This window comes from Blastopirellula sediminis (assembly GCF_020966755.1).
In the GTDB taxonomy this organism is placed as follows: Bacteria; Planctomycetota; Planctomycetia; order Pirellulales; family Pirellulaceae; genus Blastopirellula; species Blastopirellula sediminis.
Window position 1 is genome coordinate 241426 of sequence record NZ_JAJKFT010000004.1, and the last position, 22793, is coordinate 264218.

Here is a 22793-nt window from a genome sequence, read left to right on the forward strand (position 1 = left end):
CAAGCATGTCGGCCGCACTGGAAGACACCATCGTGGCGATCGGCAGCGGCGCAAGCGGAGCGCTGCGAGGCGTAGTGCGCATCAGCGGCGTCGGCGCCTATGACTGCGTGAAGTCCTGGATCGAACTTTGCGACCCGCCCGAATCCTTCGGGCGAACGTCGGCGATGGCGACCGCAACGGCTCGCATCGCCGATCGTCAGCTGGCGTGCGATCTCTACTATTGGCCGAACGAGCGGAGTTATACGCGGCAACCGTCGATTGAAATCCATACGATCGGCTCGCGTCCGCTGCTGGAAGAGATGGTCGCCGCCGCTTGTCGCCATGGGGCGCGGATGGCCGAGCCCGGGGAATTCACGCTCCGCGCGTTTCTCGCTGGGCGACTGGATTTGACCCAGGCTGAAGCGGTCCTCGGTGTGATCGACGCCGAAGGGGACGCCCGATTGAAGCAGTCGCTTGCGCAACTTGCCGGCGGACTTTCTTCCCCGTTGGCGGACGCGCGTACCAAGTTGCTCGAACTTCTCGCTCACTTGGAAGCTGGACTCGACTTTGTCGAAGAGGACATTGAGTTCATCACTTCCGACGAACTGTGCGCTCAACTGGAAGAAGCCCGCGGATCCGTTGATCATGCCCTCACGCAATTGATTGGCCGCGACGCCGGAGACGAAATGATCAAGGTCGTCTTCTGCGGCGCTCCAAACGTCGGCAAGAGCAGTCTTTTCAACGCGATTGTCGGCGAAGAGGCGGCGATCGTCGCCGATTTGGCCGGGACGACGCGCGATACGTTGGTCCGTGCGATCGTGATCGGCGGCGAACAAGTGGCGCTGATTGATACGGCAGGGCAGGAAGAAGCGGCGGCGGGTCCGCTGCAATCGGCTCAGCGACTGGGAGGCCAGCAGGTGGAGCGGGCCGACTTGCGGGTGATCTGCTGGGATGCCGGACGAGAAGCGACCGAAGCGGAGCGGAAGCTATGGGACGCGGCGCCGGAAGAACGCCGGTTGTTGGTCTTCACCAAGTGCGACCTGGCGGCACCGACCATCTCCGCCGCCGTGGCGACCAGTTCTACGACGGGGGAGGGAATCGCGGAGCTCCGCAAGGCGATCGCCGAGAAGCTGGCTCAGATGCCGGCGACCGAAGATGCGACGGCGGCTCGCTGTCGAGCGAGTCTCCAACAGGCGGCAGAGTCGCTATCGGCGGCGCTAACCGCAGCGGAGAACGGTTTAGGGGAAGAATTGGTCGCCGTCGAGATTCGGATGGCGCTGGCGGAACTGGGACGCGTCGTCGGAGCGATCGCAACCGATGACATTCTGGACGTCATCTTCAGCCGCTTCTGTATTGGCAAATAAAACGCCATTTTGAGATTCTTTGCCCCCTCCAGGGGCCCCTGGGTGGGTCTGCACAAATCTGCCTATTCTTGACAATTAGTTGAGGAATTTTGCCGGTTTCGCGGCTCGGTTGAATTGCGAAATTTGCGGCAAGCCGGTATCGTAGACCAATACGGTGGTAAATTGTGCGCACCAACGGGGCCTCTGATGAAGGCATTTCCGTCAAAGTACAAACCACCCGCCCTCTCAAAAAGCCACATCGATCTCGCAATATTAGCGCGACCTACCTCGTCGTTTGTGGTTGATGTTGACCACCGGTTTAGGAGCTTTCCTCTATGACAATGAATAACAACCGTCGTAATTTTTTGAAGATTTCGGCGGCTGCTGGCGTCGGTTACTGGGCGTCGAACATGCAAGCGGCGGAATCGAAGTCGCCGAACGAACAAATCAATTTCGCTTGCATCGGCGTGCAGGGTAAAGGTTCGAGCGATTCTCGTGACGCCAGCCGTTCGGGCAATATCGTCGCGATCTGCGATATCGACGACAACAACCTCGACAAAGCCGCGAAGGAATTCGAGGGCGCGAAGAAGTACAACGACTTCCGCAAGATGCTCGATGAAATGGACAAAGAGATCGACGCTGTGACGGTCAGCACGCCGGACCATTGCCACGCCGTCGTCTCGGCCGACGCGATGAAGCGCGGTAAGCACTGCTTCACGCAGAAGCCGCTGACCCACAGCATCTGGGAAGCTCGTCGCTTGGGCGAAATCGCCAAAGAAAACAAAGTGGTTACCCAGATGGGCAACCAGGGTACCTCGCACGCTGGTCTACGTCGCGCCGCCGAAGTGATTCAGTCGGGCGCCATCGGTACCGTCGCTGAAGTTCACGTCTGGACGAATCGTCCGATCTGGCCGCAAGGTCAAGGTTACGACGAAGCCGAAGCGGCTCCGAAGACCGTCCACTGGGACAACTTCATCGGTCCGGCCAAGATGATCGACTACCGCCCGAACATTCATCCCTTCAAGTGGCGCGGTTACTGGGAATTCGGCACCGGCGCCCTCGGCGACATGGCCTGTCATACGGTCAACATGCCGTACATGGCGCTGAAGCTGCGTGACCCGGTCTCGGTCGAAGCGGTCACCTCGGGCCACAACGGCATCACCTATCCGAAATGGTCGACCATCACCTTCGACTTCCCGGAACTGAACGGTCGCCCGGCCTTGAAGCTGTACTGGTATGACGGCGGTAAGATGCCTGACAACGCGCTGCTGGACGGCGTGCCGCGCAACGGCGAAGGCAAAGTGGCCGACAGCGGCTGCTTGCTGGTCGGCGACAAGGGGCGTCTCTACTCGTCGAGCGACTACGGCGCCAGCTTCCAGCTGTTGCCGGAAGAAGCCTACAAGAATTACGAAGGACCGGCCGAAACGATTCCGCGTTCGCCGGGTCACTTCAAAGAATTCGCCGACGCCATCAAGGGCGGTCCGGAACCGATGTCGAACTTCCCCAACTACGCTGGCCCGTTGTCCGAGACGATCCTGCTCGGCAACCTGTCGGTTTGGGCGGGCAAGAAGATCGAATGGGACGCCCAGAACATGGTCGCCAAGAATGCTCCGGAAGTCGCCGAGATCATTCGTCCGACCTATCGCGAAGGTTACACGCTGTAAGGCGTTACTTCGCCAATCTGGCCCCATGGCCAAATCTGGTAAATTCAGGGGGAGAGTCGCTTTGGGCGACTCTCCTCTTTTTTTATGCGCCGGTGGACGAGAACTGACGGATTGTTTGCATATTCTTCAGGTTTTGCGATAACATGGAACGAGTCGTCCTCACCTCGCACCTTCCTCCTGCCAGCGGCCAACGTCATGCCATCCGGCCAGTCGACATCTTATCTGCCTGACGCCGCGACCTTGCCGTTCGATTTGCGGGCCGCGATGGGGCAGAACGTGTGCGACGCTCGGCACGACGTCGTCGCCGCCGATGACGACGCCCTCTTGATCGAAGCGATCAAAGGCCAAGATCGCGAAGCGTTTGCGGCGTTCGTTTCGCGGCAGCAAGGTTTCGTATTTGGCTATCTCCGTTCGCGGATGTTGGAGCCGTCCGACGCCGAGGATTTGTGCCAGGAGGTCTTTCTCCGCTGCTTCGTCGGCAAGGTTCGCTTTCCGGAAAACGTGCCGGTACGTCCCTGGCTGTTGGGCGTCGCACGCAATGTCTTGCGCGAACACGTTCGCAAAGTGAATCGTCGCAAAGAAGTCGCGTGGACCGAGCTCTGTTTGGAAATCGACGCGCTCGCTGAGAACAACCATGACGACTATTCCGCCGTGCAAGGCTTCTTGAAGCAATGCTTGGATTCGCTGGGTAAGAGCGCTCGCGACGCGCTCGACATGCACTACTACGCCCAGATGAAGATGTCGTCGATCGGCGCCAAGCTGCGTCGCAGCGAAGGCGCCGTGAAGCTGCTCGTCTTTCGCGCTCGCCAGGCGCTGAAAAACTGCATCACGCGAAAGATCCACGCCAGCGCCGATGACTAATGAAGAACTAATCGAGCTCGTTCAGTCCCATACTCCCGCTGAACTGAAGCTTGAAGAGATTGAATTGCTGCGCCAGCGGATCGCGGAATCGGCCGAGTTGCGCCGCGTGCTGATCGATCAGCTGCAGATGGAGCACTATCTCAACGATGCGCTGGGGCGGATCGGATTCTCGGCCGAATCGTTGCTCGACAAGTTCGATCGCGACCAACGTCGCCGCCGCACCGTTCGCGCGATTGGCGGTTTGCTTGCCCTGATCGTCTTCGCTTCCGCCGCAGGTACGATCTATTACCTGCAGCCCAAGAAAGAAGTTGCGGAAGCGACGATTGATCCTGATCCGAGCAACCTAAGCGAAAAGATTTCCGCGGAACAAACCGCGTCGCCGACGCGGTCTGGGGAAGTTCCGGAGCAAAACGGGACAAGCGCTGATCCCACAATGCCGTCCAATCGCGGCAATGAAGAGCAGGGGGGCGAAGCCGACCAGCCCGCCAAGCAGGGACCGTGGGACACTTCTCTCGCGCGTCCGCCGGTTCGTTTCGCCGACGCATGGTTCCATGACTTTGATCCCGCCCGCGAAGCGCCGACGCAGGATTCGCTTAGCCAATGGTTCACTCCTCTGCAAAAGCAGGGAGGTCGCTTCGAGACCCAAAAGCATCACAACACCGTCCGCACCGGGATGTTCGGCTCGTTTCGCCTGAACGCACCTTGGCCGCGGGACGCTGCGCTGCGGCTCTCGGTCTGGGACGCCGAGCAATACGCGATCCACTTTCTGAACGGCGACGAAGGGATTTCGATCGTTCGTCACAATCGTGATTACGATCCGTGGAACGCCTACGCCGTCTCGCGCAAATCGGGCGAAGAAGAGATCCAGCGTCATTCGATCATCGCCAGCGACGGCTTCGCCGATCGCCGCTCTGATTTGTTTGAAGCGCCGATCACGTGGTACTACTACGACGAAACGCAGCACGAGATGGTGCTGCTTCGCGGCGAAATCGAAATGTTGCGCGCTCCTCTCGCCAACCCGCCCACCGAAGTCGTCTTCGAAGGGAAGGCCTGGCTCCGCGGGCTCGATTTCCAACGTCTCAGCGAACTCCCTCCTTCGAGCCGACTGGAACTGCCGATCGTCGCCGAACTTGATCGTCCTGCAGACTTGCCATGGACGGAACGTTTGCCGATGGAAGGTGGGGTAACGTTCAACAAACTGGACGACGGCGCGGTTGAGTTAGTCGGGGTTAAGGGAGACGGTTTGGTTACGACGCCAATCCCTGGCGAAGGAATTCGCGTCGTCGACATGCTGCTTGATGAGTTTGAAGTTGGCGGTTCGGTCCTGCTCGCCTTTCTCGCCAATCCTGGTGAAGAGACTCCTCGCTACGATCCCGGCGTCGCGATTCCGTTTGGTCGTAACAATGTGACGAAGCAGGTCTTCCCCTTCTTTTCGTGGTGGGGAGATGACGGTCGTCAAGATAATCGTCGTCCGCAGGAACTGCCGACCACCGACATCGTCGCGCCAATCTGGATTCGGATCTTGGCCTGCGACGGTCAAGCTCGTTTTTGGACCAGCGCTGACGGTCGCAATTGGGCGCTCTATCCGTCCGGCGTCGGCGGCATCAATCGACCGCAGACTGAGTTCGGCATCTCGATCAAATCCGGCGGAGGTCAGCCGCGGAAGATTCGTTTGCGGAAGGTGGTCGTTCGCCACGTCGACCTGTTGCCGGACGTCGTCTCCGCCGAAAGACTGGCCGCCACGCCGACCGAGGTAAAACATTCGATCGATTGGATCACGAAGACGATTGCCGCTCGCCCGAGCGACGTGCCGCTGGAACAATGGATGGCCGCCGCCGCGGAAAAGTCGATCAACGCCGGGTCGGACAATCCGAACGTCTTGAGGCAGTTAGTCCCCTTGCTCAACGATCCGGCGTCGCTTGAAACGACGCTCGACCGCCTGCGCAAATTCGCCTACATCACGAAGAGTTGGCCGCCGGGGCAGAACGAAAGGGAATGGTTCGATTTCTATCGCGACTTCGCGGCCGATTTGATCGGACGCGAGTATGCCGACGGCCGCGAGTTTGACGTCGATGACATGCGCCGCACGATGTTATCGCTGCCGATCGACATGCGAGATCGCGTCAACCTGGTGGATGAAGGGGCGATTCGTGATGCGATGCTGCAGAAGCTCGCCGAGCGAGACTGGAACGGGGCGATCGACCTTTGCTTGCGGCAACGTAACTATTCCGGCCGCGACGAATATCGGATGCGCCGCGACTTCCAACTTCCGATGTGGGTTTATAACGCCGCAATTCGTGAGGCGAACGCTCGCGTTGAAGGCGAATGGCCGTCGATCGACGCACGGTATCGCTCTCCGCTGTTGGAAGAGTTGAGCAAAGACGCCTACAACGTTAGCGCCGATCTTTCTGCGGCGATCGACAGCAACGCGATGGCCGACGCTTGTCGCATTATTAACAGCGTGAATCTGCATGGCGCGAACGGCTTGGCGCCTGATCGCGAAGACCCCGATCTCTACTTCTCCCTTCCCGCCGCGATCACGATGGCGATGCGGCGAAATCCGCAACTGCGGGAAGAGATGAATCGCAACTTCTCGGAAGTCGCGCGGCTGCGAGCCAGTTCGGAGATTCACTCCGGAGACGTCGAAGCGGTCGAACTGGTCACCTTGCAGTTCTTCGGCACGCAGGCCGCGTCCGAGGCCCACTTGTGGCTCGGCGATCAGGCGCTCGCTGTTGGGCAAGTCGCCCGTGCGATCGCCCATTACCGTCAGGCCGGCGGAGAACAATCGACGATTGACGAGCAGATGCTCAACGCTCGTTTAGCGCTGGCGGCGGCGATGATCGGCGCTCCGGAAAGCGCCGAGCTTTCCACCTCCGTCGCGATCGGCGGAGAGTCCCTTTCTCCCGATGCGATCAAGCAGTTCGGCGAGCAGCGGCGTTCGATCGGTTCCGACAACTGGAGCGCAGCGCGTCAGATGTCGATCGATTCGTCCCAGCTCGACTTCCCCCCGACCAATCCCAAAGTTGGCGACGCCGTTCGCCTGCAACTCGATTTCGGCGAAGGGGCGAACGACCGGGACAACCTCTATGCGTCGAAGGATGTCGATTGGACCGCCGAAACGTTGGCGGCGACGATGGCCGACGATCGCATTTATCTGAACAATCGCTTTCAACTGTTGGAGCTGAAGCCGGACTCGGGCGAAATCGCCTGGAAGACCGCGCGTATCGACAGCCATCGCGCTCGCGCTCATGACAAGTGGCCGCTGACGCCGATGCGGCCGGTCGTTGTCGGCGATCGCATTTTCGTCCGCTTGCTCCACTCCAATCGCCCCGAGCTCTATTGCTTCAATCGGGCCGACGGAAAGAAGATTTGGCGTGCCGAGAGCGAACTGCCGGTCCTTTCCGATCCGCTTTGGATTCAGGGAGAGCTGTTCGCCATCGTCGGTGAGGAAGACTCGCAAAACCTGTGGCAGATTCAACTGGCCCGCATCGATGCAGAAACAGGGGAAACGCTTAGCAAGCATTCGCTGGTTCGGCTGCGACAATCGTGGGGCGAGCGGCGACTTTGTGCGGCGTCGGTCGCCGGCGACCTGATTGTGGTCGACTTGGGAGGCGCCGTGCTGGCTTGCGATTTGTCCGGCGGCGTCCGCTGGGTTCGCAAGCAGACGTCGACGCCGACTTCCGCCGACAGCGATCTGGTCCGGCAGCAAGAGATGGCGCCGATCGTTGTCGACAATCGGGTGATCGTTCGCCAGGTTGGCGCACTTTCAATCGATTGCATCGACATTGCGACCGGTCGGCTCCTCTGGTCTCACTTCGCGCCCAATATGGAGCGGAGCGTTGGACTGGCCGACGGTAAGTTTGTTTATTTGAATCGCGGCGAAGCGGTCGCGCTCCATGCCGAGGATGGCGAAGTCGCTTGGAAGCACGACGACGATTGGCAAGTCTATTCCGCCGCGATCGCCGGTTCGTATCTGATCGAAGTCGCCGGCGGCGGTCGCCGTCTTGGCAACGATCGGGAAATCACTCCCTGGATTCGTTGGCTGTCGCTTGAGACTGGGCGGCCGATAGCCGGCGTACCGCTTGCCAAGCTGACTGACAAAGATCCACAGCTCGGCAAGCTGCTGATTCACCCGCAGGGAACTTACGTCAGTCATCGCAAAGAGGCGCGCGATCTGGATCTCCGTCTGCATCGTCTGGAAGCGGCCAGCGATCCGTTGAAGCTGGGAGACTATCAGCCGGTCGCTGGCGCCAAACCGATCTTCCCGACGTTCGCCGCCGCTTGGGGCGGCAGCTTTCCTGGCTGGCGTTTCGCTACAGCGGAAACGACGAGTGGGCAGTTGATCATCGAACAGGATGGCAAACCCGAGTTTGAACTCAATCTCCATCCGACGAATGAAACGACGCTGATCCATCCGGCCGAAGCAGGCAAGCAGGTCACGCTGGCGGTCGACCGCCGTGGCGCCAGAGGGGCGATTCGCGCACAGGTCCGTTGCGGAGACCAAATGCTGCTGGAAGGCCCCATGACCGACGAGGGGGATCAGGCCAAATTCTCGGTCAACTTGCCCCCCAATCATCAGGCCGGCGACCTGGTCGAAATCTCGCTGACCGGGGGCGGCAAGATCTTGGTGAGGAATTTAACGATTCAGTAGGTCGAGCCGCCGATTTTGGGGGAAACGGCCGGGATGTTTGAAATTCTGCGTAACGATCCCAGGACCTCCTTACATACGATGGAAAGAGGCACTTTTCCTGGATAGTTGGACCTGTCGTGCGATCCTATTCCTTTTCACCCAAAGTTTTCGCCTGCTGGCTGCTGGTCGCGATCAGCCTGGCAAGCGTTCCCCATGCCGCTTTTGCGCAGGGGGAATGGGAAATGACGCCTGAGAGCGAAGCCGCTCTGGCTCGCGGTCTCGATTGGTTGGCCAAGAATCAGGGCCCCAAAGGAAACTGGGAATCGGACGACCTCGGTTTGGTCGCCATGGGAACGTTGGCGTTTCTGGCCGACGGTCATGCTCCAGGACGAGGGAAGTACGGCCGGACTGTTGAACGAGCGGTCGATTATCTGCTAACGAACGCGAAGCCGTCGGGACTGCTCAACGTCGCCGATGCGCAGCGTGATATGTACAACCATGGGCTGGCGACTTTCGTCCTCGGGCAGGCTCATGGAATGACCGGCGATCCGCGAATTAATTCGGCGCTCGACCGGTCTTTGAAACTCATTGCCAACACGCAATGCGAAGATGGCGGTTGGGATTATCGTGCGCGGCGACAAGAGCATGGCCACGATCTCAGCCTGGCCGTCATGCAGGCCAAGGCGCTGCGGAGCGCCGTCGATAGCGGACTGGAAGTTCCGCCGGAAGTGATTCAGATGGCGATCGCTAGCGTGCGTGATCACTACGAACCGGAAGGGATTTCCCGCAACGCCCCCGAAACCGAACAGATGAAGCGGGCCGGTCAATTCACCTATTCGCGTAACGGCGGCAAGTCGTCGACCGCGATGGCGGCCGCCGGGGTAGTTTGCTTGCAGGAATTTGGTCAGTACGACGACTGGCGCATCCGCAAGAACATGGACATCATCAACGTCCAGATCGAACAGCTCAAAGGAAAGGAAGAACGTCACAACGGCAAACTGCCGTTTGACGCCTACACCTTATATTACGTCGGACAAGCGTTGTATCAGGTTGGCGGAGACGACTGGAAAAAGTCGTATCCGATTTTGCGAGATCAGGTCGTCGCGAGTCAGATTATTCGACCTGATAATCCTCGCGAGCACGGCAAGTGGAACGCCGGCGCTCACTTGGGCGGCATGCCCAGCGAACTGTACGGCACCGCGGTCGGTTGCTTCATTCTGGCGATGCCCAATCGCTACCTGCCGATTCTGCAGGAAGGCCGCATCGAAGGATTGTCGCAGCAGTTTAATTCCAACTAGCGCTACTCGAATCTACGCTCCTACCAGGCAGACGGATGAACTTTCTCCCCTCACTCACGGCTAGCGGTTTCGCCATTGCGGGACTGTTGTGCGCAGCGGGGCCGATCATCATTCACTTGATGAATCGCCGCCGTTATCGCACCGTGCACTGGGGCGCCATGGACTTCCTGCAGCAAGCGATGAAGCGGAATCGCCGCATCCTGCAGCTCCGCGACATCTTGCTGATGATCTTGCGGACTGCGGCGGTGCTGCTGTTCGGTTTGGCGCTGGCGCGTCCTTTCCTGTCGGTCGGAGCGAGCGACTTTGACGCTTCTCAACCGCTGCTCGCGGTTTTGGCGATCGACAACAGCATGAGCATGGGAGTCGAATCGCTCGACGGAACCTTGCTCGACGAAGCGAAACGTCAGGCGATCGACTTTCTCGATCAACTTCCTCCCGGCAGTCGCATCAACGTGATCGCCGCTTGCGGTTCGACTCGCTCGACGGCGGTCGATCCTTACCGAACCCGCGAGGACGCCGCCGCCGCGATCGCCGCCATCGATCCGACCGACCGCGAGGCCGACTTGATCGCCGTCGGCAACCAAATCGCCGTCGCCGCCGCTCACACGCCGACTCTCTCGCCGCGCGCGATCTTCTTTACCGATCAACAAGCGAGCGCTTGGGACGACCTGCGCTCGGCCGCTCAGTGGGAACAGTTCCCGCCGCTCCAAGTGGTCGAAATCGGCGCCGACGATTCGACCAACACTTCGATCTCCGGCTTTGAACTGCAAGACGCGCTGGCCGATATCGATACGCCCTCGACGTTCGTCGTCCGCGTCTCCCATACCGGCGAAAACTCGCGTGACGACGTGCCAGTCGTCTTCAGCGTGAACGGCGAAGAAGTCGATTCGCAGATGATCTCGCTCCCGCCGAACAGCGAACGGGAGTTGACCTTTGAGTATCTCTTCGACGGCATGGCGATCGAGCCTGGCAAAGCGACCACGGTCGCGGTCGAAGTTTCGCTGCCCCCCGATCGCCTCCCGGCCGACGACTCGCGCACGATCGTCGCGTCGGTCGTCGCCGCGCTGCCGGTCGTCTTTCTTGATTCGATGGCCGAAGCGGACGAAGATCCTCGCCGCAATCGTTATGGCGAAACCTGGGCGCTCCGCCGCTTGCTGGCGCCGGTCACCAGTCGCCGCGAAGAGCAGCGCCAATTGATTCAGGTTCGTCATCGCCGCTTGGAAGATCTTGACGCTCCCAGCTTGCGGGCGTTGCTTGAAGACGCGCGTCTGGCGGTGGTTGGCGGAATCGCGGAGCCGCCGGAGTTTGCGGTCGACGTTTTGAACGAATTCGTCAGCCAAGGTGGACAACTCGTCATTTCGGCCGGCGGCGAATTTGATCCGGCTCGCTGGACGCAGGTCGCTTGGCGCGATGGCGCCGGAATCTTGCCCGCGCCGCTGGAACCGATTCCCAATGGCGTCTCGCTTGACGCTAACGTTGACCGACTCGAGCCGTTCCGTCTGTCGTATGACAGCATGCGAGACAACGCTTACTTCCAGTTGTCGGGACTCTCCGATTCGCAACTATTGGATCTCTACGCCGAGCCTCTCTTCTTCAAGTCGATCGTTCCTCGCATTGACGAGACGACGGTCGCGGCGGTTCAGAAGGCGACAAAGGCTGAGGCGAACAAACAAGTTGACGAAGAGGACATGACCTCGGACCGTTGGTTGCTGTGGCGCAATGACGTTACAAAAACGACTGCCGTTTCCGAAACGGCCGAGAAAGAAGCAGCCGATTCGAAAGAAGGGGAATCGGCCGAGCCGAAAGAGACGCCGTTTGATCGACGCTTGTTGCCCCGCATCCTCGCTCGGTTTGATAACGATCAGCCGTTCCTGGTGGAACGACAAATGGGCGACGGCAAGGTTTTGCTCGTTTCGACCGGTATCGATAACCTCTGGAACACCTTGCCGCGTACGAACGCCGTGCTGATCTTCGACCGCTTGTTGCGAGGGATGCTCGAAACGACGTTGCCGCAGCGCAACTTCCCGACCCTCACGCAGGTTTCGCTCCCGCTCGAGTCGGCGTCGACCACGACGATGGTTCAGTTGGCCCGTCCCGGCGTCGACGGGGCCGAAGAACTGCCGATCGGCTTTCTTGATGATCAAACCCGCGGCGTGACCGTGCCGCAATTGCTCCGCGGCGGAAAGTACGAGTTGACCGTCAGCGAACGTCAACTGAGCAGCGATCCGACCCTGTCGCCGGAACCGCCGCAAACGATGATCTTGGCGGTGCAGCCGCAAGCGGCCGAATCGCAGATCGAACGACTCACGCATGAAGACTTCGAGTCCCGCGGGCTCAGCGAAAAGATCAAATGGCTCTCTCCGGGCGAAGTGATTAGCCTGGCCGGGGCTCAGATACGTGGACAAGACTGGTGGAAGTACCTGATCGGGCTGGCGCTCGCTTGTCTGCTGATTGAAATGCTGTTGATTGCTCGGCCGAATTGGGTCGATCGACTCTTCTCCCGCTCGGAGTCGACCGGCGCCACCCCTTTGAACGAGGAGGCTCGTTCGTAAATGACCGAAACGCTCGGCTGGCTTCTGAACATTCGCAACGCGTCGTCGATCGATCGCGTGCATCTTTCTCTGGCGGCGCCGTGGGCAAGCGGCAACGCCTTTTGGGTCATCCTGGGATGTGCTGCGGCGCTGTGCGCTTCGCTCTGGTTCTATGCGAAGTTCCATCCGCGGCTCAGCGGCTGGGCGCGATACGCGCTCGGGGCGACGCGCGGATTGCTGCTCGCGCTGCTGATCTTCACCTTGGCTGACCCGATCCTGCAAGTCACGGCGACCAATGATCCGGAGCCTGTCGTTTACGCCGTATTCGACGGAACCGAGAGCATGACGATCGCCGATGACTTGCCCGTGGAAACGCGCGAGGCATTGGCTGCCGTTGTTGGACTACAGACGCAAGGGAGTTCAGCAGCGCTGGGGACCGCTGGGTCTGCAGCCGCCTCGCGCGCCCAATGGTTGCAGGCTTACCTGCAAAATCCGAACGGCAACCTGCTGACCCGCCTGGCCGAAGAGCGGGGAGTGCAAGTCGAGCCGTTCATCTTCGACGGACAAAACACCAGCCGCCTCCGTCGTCTACTGAATGATGAAGAGAACGCCGAGAAGAGCGAACTCTCGGACGCCGCGGCGCAGCTGACGACCGAAGGACGCGTTACGGCGCTCGGCGATATGCTGCACGACTTGTCGACGCAACATCGGACGAGCCGCCTGGCGAGCGTCCTCCTCTTCAGCGACTTCGCCCAAAATGCTGGGGCTCCGCCGCTCAACGCCGCTCGTAGCGGATTGAGCCCGGTTGAGCGAGTCGGCGCTCCGATCTACACAATTGGCCTCGGCGTGCAATCGGCGGTCGACATCGCCGTCGACGTCCAGCCTCCACCGAAGATGAAGAAGGCGGAACGTGCGACGATCGCCGTTCGGGTGAATCAATCGGGCCTGACCGGAGAAACGGTCGATGTGAACGTCTACGCCGAGCCGCTGGAAGGGGATTCGCTGACCGGCATGTCGCGGATCCCGGTCGGCACGACGACGTTGACGCTTGATTCGAGCGTAATGTACGTCGACATGCCCTTCACGCCGGAACAAGCAGGCCGCTTCGCGTTCATCGCCGAAGTCGAACCGCAGATCGGCGAAGCGACGCTGGAGAACAACACCTCGGTTCGCGCAGTGAACATTATCGACGACTACTTGCGGCTGATGTTCGTCGAAAACGAACCGACCTGGGAATGGCGGTTCGTCAAAGAAGTGTTCCATCGCGATCGCCTGGTTGGGATGCGAGGCTTCCGCACGTTCCTCCGTTCGGCCGACCCGAAGGTCCGTCAGAACAACGAACTCTTCCTGCCGACATTGACGCCGCAGCGAAGCGAGTTTTTCGCCAACGACGTGATCTTCCTCGGCGACATGCCGGGGAACGCGCTCAGCGATCGCTTCTGCGAAATGACGAAAGAATTTGTCGGGCAGTTTGGCGGCGGTTTGGTGGTGATCGCCGGGCCGCGGTTTGGGCCTTCGCAGCTTAACGGCACTCCGCTGGCCGACATGTTGCCGGTGAAGGTCGACGGGTCGATGGCGATTCGCGACGACAAAGAATTTGAACTGCGACTGACGCCGCTTGGTCAGCAAACCGATTTCATGCAGTTGGGCGAAACGACCGACAGTCGCGAAAACGCCGCCGCTTGGAAGTCGCTCGGCAAGCTCCCTTGGTACCAGCCGGTGCAAGGGGTTCACTCGCAAGCAACCGTGCTGGCCGAACATCCATTCGACCTTTGTGCGGACGGCAAAACGCCGCAGCCGCTGATCGCAATTCGTCGCTACGGCGCCGGCGAAGTGGTTTACGTCAGCTTCAACGAACTATGGCGTCTCCGCCGCATGCACGGCGAAAAGTACTACCGCCAGTTCTGGTCGCAGTTGATCAATCGCCTCGGCTTGAGCCATGCTCTGGGCGCCCAAAAACGGTTTGTGGTTCGGGCCGAACGAGACCAGTATCTGGTCGACGAAAAGGCGCTGATCTCGGTCGAAGCGTACGACGAAAACTTCGAGCCGCTGTCGGCCGCCACCTTGCCCGGCGGCGCGCTGCAAGGAGAAATCGAAACGCCTGACGATGTAGGGCGTCCCTCGCCGCCGCGGGAGATTTCGATCCCCGAACTGCGGACCGGCCGCTTCGAAATTCGCGTGCCGATCAGTCGACAAGGGCAGTACGTGGTTCGGGTCAAAGACCCGGTGACCGATAAGGTGAGCGAAGTTCGCTTCCAGGCGACCGGCGCTTCGGCCGAACTACGCAGTGCGGTCCGCAACGTCAGCCTGCAAAACGAAATCGCCCAGCAGTCAGGCGGCCTGCCGGTCGAGCTGGAAGATGTCGAATCGCTGCTCGATAAGATCCAATTGAAAGACGTTCGCGAGGAAGTGACCCGCAACGAACCGTTGTGGGGAACGCCAATCTGGTTCGTTTTAGTCGTCGGCTTGATGCTGGGCGAATGGTACTCGCGGAAGAGGGCGAACCTGGCATGACCCGCAGCAAACTAAACCAACTTCGCTGGCAACTGCAGAAGTTGCGACAAGCCCGTCGCAGCGTTCGCTTAGGAAGTGCGCTCGCGGTGATCGTCGGCAGCTTGCTGCTGGCGCTGCTCCTCGTCTTCGGACTCGACGTCGCACTCGAAATGAACGTCGCTCAGCGAGTGATCATTCTGGTGATTGCTACGGCGACGCTAATCTGGGCCTGGCGAAAATTCGCCGCCCCGTGGCTGGGAACCAGCGAAACGACGCTCGACATGGCGATGCTGGTCGAACGACGACATGGAATCGAAAGCGATCTGGTCGGCGCGCTCCAATTTGAATCGCCCGAAGCGACGAAGTGGGGGTCGGCGGAACTCGAATCGGCGGTGATCGATTACGTCGCCGAACTGGGCGGCGACATCGACGTGTTCGACGGATTCGACAGCAGCCCGCTCCGTCGCCGGATGACCTGGGCGGCGGTCATTCTGGTGTTCGCCATCGGAACGGCGGCGCTCGCCCCGCGTCATGTTTGGACGTTCATGCAGCGTCTGGCCCTGAGCGACATCCACTATCCGACCAAGACGACGATCGAGTCGATTCGCATCGGCGGCGTCGACGTTGATCCGACGCAAGCCGCCAAAACGGTGGTGAAGATCGGCTATGGTCAGCCGTTCGACGTGCAAGTGCTCGCCTCTGGGGTGTTGCCGGCCAGCGGGCAGTTTTCTCTCACCGGTAAGAGCGGCGCGACGCAGGTCGATTTGCTGCCGCCGAAGGAAGAGATCGAAGGAGCGAATTTCGTCGCCCAGTTACCCCGATTGATGGAGCCGGCCGTTTATCAGATTTCGCTCGGCGATAGCTGGACCGATCCTGCCCAAATCGAAGTGCTGCCGCTGCCGACGATGGAGACCGAGATGTCGGTCACGCCGCCCGAATACGCCATCGGCTTGGAGAGCGGCGAATCGGCTCGTGGTCTACAGCGGGCCGTTCTGGAAGGAAGTCGCGTCGATCTGCAGATCATCAGCAGCAAGCCGCTGGCGACCTCGCTGTTGCACCTGACCGTCGGTGAAGAAGAAAGCACGATCGAAATGGTCGCCTCCGACGACAAGAAGCTGACCTGGAACCTGCCGCCAAGCGAAACGCCGTTCACCAGCGTCGCCGCTCCGGTTCGATTCGAGTTGGAAATGAAGGACGAAGATGGACTCGCGCCGCAGTTCATTCCCAAAGGTTATCTCCGACTGAAAAACGATCGAGCGCCGCAAATCGCCGCCAGCGCGATTCACCGCGTCGTCCTGCCGACCGCCAAGCCGGTGATCGCGTTCCGCGTGAGCGACGACTACGGGGTAGCGTCGATCAAACTGCAATTGAAAGTCGAGCGGGGAGAGGATGAGTTCGCGGTGAAGACTTACGAACTGCTCGATAACCCGCTGAAAGCGAGCCAACTTCCCTTCTCCAGTGAATACTCGCTTCCCCTTTCGGAGTTGAAGCTCGAAAAGGGAGATAGTTTGAGCGTCACGCTGGAAGCCCGCGATTGGCGCGGCCGGGGCGAAGGGGTGGTCGCTATCAGCGAACCGCTGGTCTTGGAAGTGTCGGACGAAAGCGGCGTGCTGGCCGCAATCTCGGAAGCGGACCAACGCTCCGAAGAGCAACTCACCGAAATCATCAAACGTCAACTCGGGATTGGAGAGGCGCGATGAGTCGATACGTACTATCTGCTTTGGTGATGACGATCGGTCTGTCCTTAGTTGGCACGACCGCCGCCCAGGAATTGAACGCGACCAACTTGCGTCGCCGCGAAATCGCCCAAGAGCGTGCCCAAGCGATGGCTCGCGACCTGGTGACCAGCATTCTCGACATTCAACTGCGGCAGTTTGAAGAAAACGGCCTGGCGGCGATGCCGGTCTACGTCGAAATCAAAACGATGCGCGACAACGTCGACGGACTGGTCGGTTCCGAAATGCAGGCCGTCGTCGAACTGCTCGTCCAAGCGCAAGAGGGAGACCAAGCTTCCCGCCTGAAACACTTTAATGAGGCCCGCGATCAAATCCGCGAAGTGGTCCTCGCCCTGATGGCCGAACGGCAGCGGCTTTATCGCCGTCTTCAGATCGCCAAGTTGGCGGCCCAGGTTCGTGAGTTGATTGTGATCGAAGAACGGACCCGCGATCGCACGGTTGGCCTGCTTGATCAACCGGTCCAGCAGCGCGAATCGGTTGCGTTGACCGTTATTCAAGACCAACGCGACGTCGCCGGGCTCTTCGTTCAATTGGTGCATGACCTGAGCGAAGTGACCGAGTGGGGCGGTAAGGTTGGCGCCGGCGCCGCCGACGGCATCCGTATTCTGAAAGCGGCGCAAACCGGCGTCCATCTTGATCAAGCCGATCAAAACCTCGCCACCGGTCAGTACACCGAAGCAGGCCAAGAGCAAGCCGAGGTGATCAAAGGGCTGAAGCGACTGCTCGAAAAACTGGAGGAAACCCGCGGCCTGATCAGCAGCGACCGCGACGCCGCCCGCAAGCTGATTGAAGAGATCACCAAGAAGCAGGAAGAACTGCGCGAGACGACCAAAGAGACTGACCTGTCGCAGCTGACTCCAGACGCGTTGACCGAGAAGCAGGAAGAGATCCGCAACGAACTCGGCAAGCTCGCCCAACAGCTGGAAGACTTCGAGCCGCTCCAGCCCCTGCTCGAACAAAGCAAAGCGGCAGCCCATGACGCGGTGGCGGAGCTCTTTGAAGGGGATCAGGCCGAAGCCCTCGCCGATCAAAGCGAAGTGCTGGGCGCGTTGGCCGAGTTGGCTCATCAACTTGACTCCGCCGCTCCGAAAGATGACGCCGAGAAGAGCGCCGACGAGTTGGCTGAAGACGTCAAGAAGCTGGAAGAGCTGCAAAACAAACTGGCCGAAACCGCCAAGGATCAAGCCGCCGCTGCGGAGACCGCGATTAAAGATCCGGCCGCCGCGCAGCAGGAAGAAGCGAGCGTCGCCGAAGAACTGGCTCACCTGGCGGATGAAGCCTCGCCGGCGCCGGTCGAGTCGCGACTGCTCGACGCCCAGGAAGCGGCGGCTGAAGCGGCCGAGGCGCTCAAAACTGCCCAAGAGCAGAACGCTTCCCCGGAAGCGATGCAGTCGGCCCAAGAGGCGATGGAGCAGGCGACCGAAGCGATCGAGAAAGCCCAAGCTGAAACCGCCGCGCAGTTGGCCGACCTGAAACGTAAACAGTTGGCGGTTGAAGTGGGGGAACTGGCCCGGGCCGCCGAAGCGCTGGAACGTGCCGCCGCCGCCGAACGCGACATCGCCGCGGATGCGATGGAAGCGGCCGCGATGCCGGCCGAAGAAGCGAAGGAAGCCGCCGCGGATCTTGCCGAAACGCAGCAGCAGGTCGACAAGGTCGCCAAGGACGTCGCCGCGGGGCTCGAGAACACCGCGCCGCAAGTCGCCGAGATGCTGAAGAATTCGGAACCGCAGATCGCCGAAGCGGCGAAAGATCTCGCCTCTGCCGCGCAGCAGCAAAACGCCGAAAGCGCGGCGAAAGACTTGAACGAAGCGGCCGAAGGCGCCAAGTCAGCGAGCGAATCGCTCAAGCAAGCCGCCGCTCAGCTCCGCAAAGAAGCTGGTCAGGCCGCTCAAGAGTTGGCCGAAATGACCGGTCAACAGCTGGCGCAAACCTCCGCGGCCAAAGAAGCGGTCAAGCAATCGCTCGATAACGCTCCTTCTGGCGACAACCTGGAGCAACTGCAAGCGGCTCAGGAAAAGATTGCGGAAGCTCAGATGGAGCAAATGAAAGCGGAAGGGAAAACGGCCGCGGCGGAAGCGCAGCAGTTGGCTCAGGAGATCGGCAAAATCGCCGAGATGCAACAACAAGCCAACGCCGCCGCCGCCGAACTGAACCAAGGGAAAGCGAACTCGCCGGTCGACGCCGCTGCTAAACAGCAGCAAGTTTCCGACCAGGCCGAAATGCTCGCCCAGGAAGCGGACGGCGGAATCGCCGAAGCGCTGCAAAACGCCGAGAAAGCGGCCGCCACCGCCGCCAAAGAAACGTTGAGCGGCGACCCCAACAAAGCGGCTGCGGCTCGTGAAGAAGCTGCCGCGCAGTTGGCTTCAGCCCAGCGAAAAGCGGAACAAATGGCGGCCGAAAAGGGGAACGAGCCGGCCGGTCAGCCCGACGCCGCCGCGCAAGCGAAAGCGGCCGAGTTGGCTGCCGAAGCGGCGCAGATGGCCGCCGACGCCGCGCCGGAAGCCTCCGCCGCCGCGCAGCATGCCGCCGACGCGGCCGAAGCCGCCGCCGAGAACCTTGCGTCTGGTGAAGCGGATGGCGCCGCCCAGAATCAGGCCGAAGCGGACAAGTCGCTCGGCGACGCCGCCCAGAAGCTCGCTAGCGCCATCGATCAGGCGGCGCAGCAAATGGCGCAGGAGCTGGGCAAGCAAGCGCCGCAGCTTGATCAGCTGGCGCAAGACGCTGGGATGGTCGATCCGAACGCCGCCTCGGCGCTTCGGCAAGCCGAACAAGCGAGCCAACAAGGCGCCGAGATGAACAGCCCGCAGGCCGACGGTTCGCCGGCGACGCCCGCGCCAGGCGAAATGCAACAAGCGGCCGAGAGCGCCCAGCGGAGCTTGCAACAAGCGGCCGCCGCCCTCACGGCTCGAGAACAACAACTCGCTCGCGATAAGTCGATCGCCGAGGCGCTCGCCGCTTTGGCCGAACAACAGCAAGCGGCTCGCGACGCGATCGATAGTTCCGCGCAAGCCCTCGCCGACAACATGCCGAGTCCGCCGATGGGGGACGCGGCTGAGGGACAAGCCCAACCGCCGATTTCGCCCGAAGCGGCCGCGGCGGCTCAGCAACTCGCGAACGCTTCGCGTCAATTCGCCGAAGCGCAGACCGCCACCGGACAAGGCGCCCAGCAGATCTCCGGCCAGCAGGAAGTCGCCAACATGCCGCTTCGCGAAGGTTTAGAAGCGGCGTCGCAACTTCCGCTGCCCGAACAGTCGCTCGCTCCGGCGCCGCCGGCCAGCGATTTGGCGATGGGAGAGTCTGGCGGCGAAATGAACTCGTCGAGCCAAACCCCCGGCGGAGAAGGCAACCAACCTTCCTCCAACAACCAACAGCTTGGCCAACCGGCGCAAGGACAAGGTCCGGAGCAGCAGATGGCCGACGCTTCAGCGTCGCAATCGATGCCCGGCATGGGACAAGACTTGGGGCAAACGAGCAACGAACTTGGCACCGGCCTGGTTCCGAACTCGCCGCAAGCGACCGCCGACGCGATCGCCGGGGGCGAAGCGGTGCAGCAGGCGCTTGCCGCAATGCCGGCTCCGCCGCAAGAGGGCGCCATGCCAGGACAAACGGCTGGCGCTCCGAAGCCGGGCGTTGGCGATGGCCCGACCGCTCAGGCGCCTTCGCCGTCGGCAGCCAATGCTCCCACGCCGGGCCAGAAGCCGCAGCCTGGCGCCACTTCCAGCGTCGCCGCCGCCGGCGGAACGTCGCAAGGAGGAGAGCAAACGCAAAACCAGGATGGCGCCGAAATGCCGCTCTCCCTTTCCCCTGAACCGGAAGGGGGCGAGTCGCAGGCCAGCTTGGCCGACGGCGACAGCGACGCGAAGGCGCGTCGATTTGACAACGAGCCTTGGTTCGCCAAGTTGCCGCCGGGATTGCAGAAAGCGATTCAAGCCGGCGCTCGCCGCGAACCGCCGCGAGGATATGAACAGCGACTCCGTCGTTACTTTGAAAACGTCGACTAACCGGCGCGAGCCCAACAACACAAAACCAACGGCGATTTACCGCCAGATATTTTGAGGAGCTTTCGATGAGCAGCGAACCGATTTCGCAGGATGACGTCGCAGCCGTGCAGCGGTGCGAACAGGCGTATGGACGCATTCGTGACGAACTGGCCAAAGTGATCGTCGGGCAAAACGACGTGGTCGAACAAGTCCTCGTGGCGATGTTCGCACGGGGCCACGCGCTGCTCGAAGGCGTGCCGGGCCTCGCGAAAACGCTGCTCATCAGCTCGCTTTCGGACGCGCTGCATCTCACCTTCAAACGGATTCAGTTCACGCCCGACTTGATGCCGAGCGACGTGACTGGGACGGAAGTCATTCAGGAAGATCCGGAAACGCGTCAGCGAGCCTATCGCTTTTTGCCGGGGCCTCTGTTCGCCAACCTTTTGCTGGCGGACGAAATCAACCGTACGCCGCCGAAGACGCAAGCGGCCATGCTCGAAGCGATGCAGGAACGTCAGGTGAGCGCCGGCGGTTCGATCCATCGCTTGCCTGACCCGTTCTTCGTGTTGGCGACGCAAAACCCGTTGGAACAGGAAGGTACCTACCCGCTTCCCGAAGCGCAGCTCGACCGCTTCCTGTTGCACATCAAGGTCGACTACCCGAGCGGCGCCGAAGAATGGGACATCGCGCGTCGCGTGACGACCAACCAGATGGGAAAAATTGAAGCCTGCGTTACCGGCGACGAGATCAAAGCGTTCCAAGACCTGGTTCGCCGCGTGCCGGTCAGCGATCAGGTGCTCGGTTACGCGTGGGCTTTGATTCGTGCGACCCGTCCGGGACAGCCCGAGGCGCCTGACTTCGTGAACAAGTGGGCCGCGTGGGGAGCTGGCCCGCGTGGTCTGCTGACGCTGGTGACCTGCGCCAAAGCCCGGGCGATTCTGTACGGTCGGTATCACGCGAGCGTCGCCGACGTGCAAGCGGTCGCCAAACCGGCGCTGCGGCATCGTATCGCCGGCAACTACGCCGCCCAGGCGAACAACTTGTCGAGCGAAGACTTGATCGGCATGTTGCTCGAAGCGATTCCGGCCGACAAGAAGTACGAACGTCCCGCCGCGTAGTTTTTTGGCGAAAGTGCAGCGATGTCCAGCTCCGTTTTAGCTCGTTATCTCGATCCCGAAGTCCTCAGCCGCGTCGCCGGTCGTGGTATCGAACCGCGCGGCCTGGTGATGGGGAACCTCGCCGGCGCGCACCGTTCGCCGGCTTCCGGGTTCGCGGTCGAGTTCGCGGGACATCGCGAGTACGTTCCCGGCGACGATCCGAAGCATATCGACTGGCGCGTCTACTTCACGCGCGACAAGTACTTCATCAAACAGTACGAGATGGAGACGAACTTCACGTGCCATCTGCTGCTCGATATCAGTTCGTCGATGCGCTACGGGGAAGGAGACGAGCAAAAGCTGCTTTACGCGTCGCGGATGGCGACCGTCTTGGGGCATAGCATCGTGCGGCAGAGCGACAAGGTTTCCCTGGCGACGTTCGATACGCACATTCGTGGGCACATTCGCCCCAGCAACTCGATGCATCAGGTGGTCAAGATGACGCAGCACCTGGACGAAGTCGAAGCGATCGAAAAGACGAACCTCGCCCAGTGTCTCAGCGAACTGGCCGAGCGGATGCAGCGGCGTGAGATCGTGATGATCTTCAGCGACTTCTTCGGCGAGCTTGAATCGTTAGAAGCCGCGATCCAGCGGCTGCGGTTCAGCAAGCATGAAGTGGTGCTGTTCCAGGTGATGCACCATGACGAACTTTACTTCGACATGGACGGTATGATCCGGTTCGTCGGCCTGGAAGCGGCCGAGCAATTCCTCGCTCAGCCGGAAGATCTGCGGGCCGCCTATCTGGAAGCGGTCGGCGCCTTCAACAAGCAGTTGGAAGAGATCTCGCTCCGCAACGGTTGCGACCATGTCCTGGTCGATACCCGCGAAGATATGGCCAGCATGTTCGCCGACTATCTCAATAAGCGAATGCGCATGCCGCGACGGTAGTCGCTCTTCGTGGCCCGAAGCGCAAGCGGAGGGAATTGCGGCCGGAGTCGCCAAACTGTCTTCCGTCCGTGCGATGATTCCATTCGCATGGCTCGAACGTGGTAGGACGTTTTCCCGGCGGCCCGCGTCCTTTTTTGCGTCTACCTCGGCGGCTCTCCGCGAAATTGGAACTTCTCCGCCGCCAAACCGTGATTTTCGGCACGACCTGCCTTGCTGGTTTGGTCTAAGATTAC

At 60.9% G+C, this 22793-nt stretch carries 11 protein-coding genes; all 11 read left to right on the top strand.

Features of this window, described 5'->3' with window-relative positions; all coding sequences use genetic code 11:
• The first annotated feature begins 5 nt into the window (after positions 1-5).
• The 11 genes from LOC68_RS04780 (at position 6) to LOC68_RS04830 (ending at position 22560) form a co-directional block, all read left to right on the top strand.
• Positions 6-1343, top strand: coding sequence for a tRNA modification GTPase (locus tag LOC68_RS04780; RefSeq protein ID WP_230216300.1), 1338 nt, complete (start codon positions 6-8; stop codon positions 1341-1343).
• Positions 1344-1657: 314 nt separating this feature from the next.
• A complete protein-coding gene (locus tag LOC68_RS04785; protein ID WP_230216302.1) occupies positions 1658-2986 on the top strand; it encodes a Gfo/Idh/MocA family protein in 1329 nt (442 codons plus the stop codon).
• 195 nt (positions 2987-3181) lie between these two features.
• Entirely contained in the window at positions 3182-3847 is a 666-nt protein-coding gene (locus LOC68_RS04790) for an RNA polymerase sigma factor (protein ID WP_230216304.1), read from the top strand.
• Positions 3840-8498: a PQQ-binding-like beta-propeller repeat protein gene (locus tag LOC68_RS04795; protein ID WP_230216306.1), complete on the top strand. Its 4659-nt coding sequence runs from the start codon at positions 3840-3842 to the stop codon at positions 8496-8498. The genes LOC68_RS04790 and LOC68_RS04795 overlap by 8 nt, the downstream gene beginning before the upstream one ends.
• A gap of 221 nt (positions 8499-8719) precedes the next feature.
• The gene (locus tag LOC68_RS04800) at positions 8720-9775 is read left to right on the top strand and encodes a squalene--hopene cyclase (RefSeq protein ID WP_230216308.1); all 1056 of its coding nucleotides are present in this window, start codon (positions 8720-8722) and stop codon (positions 9773-9775) included.
• Positions 9776-9810: 35 nt separating this feature from the next.
• Positions 9811-12327 (top strand): BatA domain-containing protein, encoded by a 2517-nt coding sequence (locus tag LOC68_RS04805; protein ID WP_230216310.1) that lies wholly within the window; start codon positions 9811-9813, stop codon positions 12325-12327.
• Entirely contained in the window at positions 12328-14820 is a 2493-nt protein-coding gene (locus LOC68_RS04810; protein WP_230216312.1) for a hypothetical protein, read from the top strand.
• The gene (locus LOC68_RS04815) at positions 14817-16499 is read left to right on the top strand and encodes a hypothetical protein (RefSeq protein ID WP_230216314.1); all 1683 of its coding nucleotides are present in this window, start codon (positions 14817-14819) and stop codon (positions 16497-16499) included. Before LOC68_RS04810 ends, LOC68_RS04815 begins: the two co-directional genes overlap by 4 nt.
• Complete coding sequence (locus tag LOC68_RS04820) at positions 16496-20536, top strand: hypothetical protein (RefSeq protein WP_230216316.1); 4041 nt, start codon at positions 16496-16498, stop codon at positions 20534-20536. Before LOC68_RS04815 ends, LOC68_RS04820 begins: the two co-directional genes overlap by 4 nt.
• Positions 20537-20601: 65 nt before the next feature.
• Positions 20602-21633 (top strand): AAA family ATPase, encoded by a 1032-nt coding sequence (locus LOC68_RS04825; protein WP_230216318.1) that lies wholly within the window; start codon positions 20602-20604, stop codon positions 21631-21633.
• Between the two features lie 21 nt (positions 21634-21654).
• The gene (locus tag LOC68_RS04830; protein ID WP_230216319.1) at positions 21655-22560 is read left to right on the top strand and encodes a DUF58 domain-containing protein; all 906 of its coding nucleotides are present in this window, start codon (positions 21655-21657) and stop codon (positions 22558-22560) included.
• Positions 22561-22793 lie beyond the last annotated feature (233 nt).

Coding starts and splice junctions, on each gene's coding strand:
- LOC68_RS04780 (WP_230216300.1), top strand. CDS start 6: ATGTCGGCCGCACTGGAAGACACCATCGTGGCGATCGGCAGCGGCGCA.
- LOC68_RS04785 (WP_230216302.1), top strand. CDS start 1,658: ATGACAATGAATAACAACCGTCGTAATTTTTTGAAGATTTCGGCGGCT.
- LOC68_RS04790 (WP_230216304.1), top strand. CDS start 3,182: ATGCCATCCGGCCAGTCGACATCTTATCTGCCTGACGCCGCGACCTTG.
- LOC68_RS04795 (WP_230216306.1), top strand. CDS start 3,840: ATGACTAATGAAGAACTAATCGAGCTCGTTCAGTCCCATACTCCCGCT.
- LOC68_RS04800 (WP_230216308.1), top strand. CDS start 8,720: ATGACGCCTGAGAGCGAAGCCGCTCTGGCTCGCGGTCTCGATTGGTTG.
- LOC68_RS04805 (WP_230216310.1), top strand. CDS start 9,811: ATGAACTTTCTCCCCTCACTCACGGCTAGCGGTTTCGCCATTGCGGGA.
- LOC68_RS04810 (WP_230216312.1), top strand. CDS start 12,328: ATGACCGAAACGCTCGGCTGGCTTCTGAACATTCGCAACGCGTCGTCG.
- LOC68_RS04815 (WP_230216314.1), top strand. CDS start 14,817: ATGACCCGCAGCAAACTAAACCAACTTCGCTGGCAACTGCAGAAGTTG.
- LOC68_RS04820 (WP_230216316.1), top strand. CDS start 16,496: ATGAGTCGATACGTACTATCTGCTTTGGTGATGACGATCGGTCTGTCC.
- LOC68_RS04825 (WP_230216318.1), top strand. CDS start 20,602: ATGAGCAGCGAACCGATTTCGCAGGATGACGTCGCAGCCGTGCAGCGG.
- LOC68_RS04830 (WP_230216319.1), top strand. CDS start 21,655: ATGTCCAGCTCCGTTTTAGCTCGTTATCTCGATCCCGAAGTCCTCAGC.